The organism is Aeromicrobium sp. (assembly GCF_036675695.1).
Taxonomy (GTDB): domain Bacteria; phylum Actinomycetota; class Actinomycetes; order Propionibacteriales; family Nocardioidaceae; genus Aeromicrobium.
In genome coordinates, this window is record NZ_JAKFEL010000041.1 from 1 (window position 1) to 2,045 (window position 2,045).

Sequence of the window (2,045 nt, forward strand, 5' to 3'; positions counted from 1 at the left end):
GCCGCCGGCGCGCTTGAAGCCAGCGGCCTCGGCGTCCTCGGCACTCTTGAACCAGAACTCGGCCACCGTGGCGTCGTACCACTGGCCGTCGGGCTCGTGGTAGAGACCCGAGTCGGCGTTGCCCTTGATGTCGTAGCCCTTGGGAGCGTTGCCGCTCTTGAGGGGGGCCTTGGCGCCCTTGGGCAGCGCCGGGGCCTCGTCGGCAGCAGCGTCGTCGGCGACCGCGGCGAACGCGGCAACCTCGGGCTCAGCAGCCTTCTCGGCCTTCGGAGCGGCCTTCTTCGCAACCTTGGTCTCGGCCTTGGTCTCGGCCTTGGCCTCAACCTTGGTCTCGGCCTTGGCAGCCGAGGCGCCACCGACGAAGACGTCGTAGGCACCCTGGGTGAAGACCACGTCGTCGGAGGCCAGCACGTCGTAGGTGTTGAGCTGGTCAACGGCGACGATGTGGACCTGCGGCGCGTTGCGCAGCGAGAGCCAGGTGACGGCGTCGGAGCGCTCGAGCACGACGAGGAACCGCACGCGGTCGCTCAGGGTCAGCAGCGAGGCCAGGGCGGCCTTGGTGGACGGCTTGTCGCCGCTCACGAGACCGTCGACGACGTGGATGCGGTCGTTGCGGGCCCGGTCGGAGAGGGCACCGCGCAGGGCGGCAGCCTTCATCTTCTTGGGGGTCCGCTGGTCGTAGTCACGCGGCTTGGGGCCGTGGACGATGCCACCGCCGGCGAACTGCGGAGCGCGGGTCGAGCCCTGACGGGCGCGGCCGGTGCCCTTCTGCTTGTAGGGCTTGCGTCCACCACCGCGGACCTCGCCGCGACGCTTGGTGGAGTGCGTGCCCTGACGAGCAGCAGCCTGCTGCGCGACGACGACCTGGTGGATCAACGGGATGTTGACCTCGACGTCGAAGATCGCCTGGGGGAGATCAACCTTGACAGTCTTGGTAGCCATGCTCAGACCTCCGTCTTCTTAGCGGCCGTGCGCAGGACGACGAGACCGCCACGGGGACCGGGAACGGCACCCTTGATCAGGATCAGGCCCTTCTCGGCGTCGACGGCGTGAACCGTGACGTTCTGCGTGGTGACCGTGTCGCTACCCATACGGCCGGCCATGCGCGTGCCCTTGAAGACACGACCCGGCGTGGCGCAGGCACCGATGGAACCCGGCTTGCGGTGGTTGCGGTGGGCACCGTGGGAGGCGCCGACACCGTGGAAGCCGTGACGCTTCATGACACCGGCGAAACCCTTGCCCTTGCTGGTGCCGGTGACGTCGATCTCCTCGCCGGCGGCGAAGGTGTCGACACCGAGCTCCTGGCCCACGGTGTAGGCGGCAGCGTCAGCGGTGCGGATCTCGGCCACGTGGCGGCGGGGGGTGACCCCGGCCTTGGCGAAGTGTCCGGCCTCGGGGGAGTTCACCTTGCGGGCCTCGATCTCGCCGAACCCGACCTGGATGGCGTTGTAGCCATCGGTCTCGGGCTGGCGGATCTGGGTCACCACGTTGGTGGTCGCCGAGATGACGGTCACGGGGACGACACGGTTGTTCTCGTCCCAGAACTGGGTCATGCCGAGCTTGGTGCCCAGCAGGCCCTTCACATTGCGTTCGAAAGTCTTAGCCATGTCTGCGCCTCAGAGCTTGATCTCGATGTCGACACCGGCAGGCAGATCGAGGCGCATCAGCGAGTCGACGGTCTTCGGCGTCGGGTCGATGATGTCGATCAGGCGCTTGTGGGTGCGCATCTCGAAGTGCTCGCGGGAGTCCTTGTACTTGTGGGGCGATCGGATGACGCAGTACACGTTCTTCTCGGTCGGCAGCGGCACAGGGCCGGCGACCTTCGCACCCGTACGGGTGACGGTGTCCACGATCTTCCGCGCCGAGGTGTCGATCACCTCGTGGTCATAGGCCTTGAGCCTGATGCGGATCTTCTGTCCCGCCATAGGTCTCTCTCGTCCTCTTCGATCTCGTACGCCTGGTCTTTTCGGCTTTCCTGCCCGGGTGGGCGGCGCCGCCTGTCTCTCCTCCACCCTCCGACCCCCGCGGTCGGGCGTGTCGCGCTG

At 67.5% G+C, this 2,045-nt stretch carries 3 protein-coding genes; all 3 read right to left on the bottom strand.

Translation table 11 applies throughout. From position 1 onward, the window contains the following. On the bottom strand, positions 1–942 hold a 942-nt coding region (rplD, locus tag V6M39_RS02140), incomplete at its 3' end, for a 50S ribosomal protein L4, sunset domain variant (protein ID WP_332642010.1). A gap of 2 nt (positions 943–944) precedes the next feature. Then, positions 945–1,607 (bottom strand): 50S ribosomal protein L3, encoded by a 663-nt coding sequence (gene rplC, locus V6M39_RS02145; RefSeq protein ID WP_332642011.1) that lies wholly within the window; start codon positions 1,605–1,607, stop codon positions 945–947. A 9-nt stretch (positions 1,608–1,616) separates the two neighbouring features. Further along, positions 1,617–1,925, bottom strand: coding sequence for a 30S ribosomal protein S10 (gene rpsJ / locus V6M39_RS02150; RefSeq protein ID WP_008360994.1), 309 nt, complete (start codon positions 1,923–1,925; stop codon positions 1,617–1,619). Between the last annotated feature and the right edge of the window lie 120 nt (positions 1,926–2,045).

Excerpts from the sequence above, each read along its gene's own strand:
- rplC (WP_332642011.1), bottom strand. The coding sequence starts at position 1,607 with ATGGCTAAGACTTTCGAACGCAATGTGAAGGGCCTGCTGGGCACCAAG.
- rpsJ (WP_008360994.1), bottom strand. The coding sequence starts at position 1,925 with ATGGCGGGACAGAAGATCCGCATCAGGCTCAAGGCCTATGACCACGAG.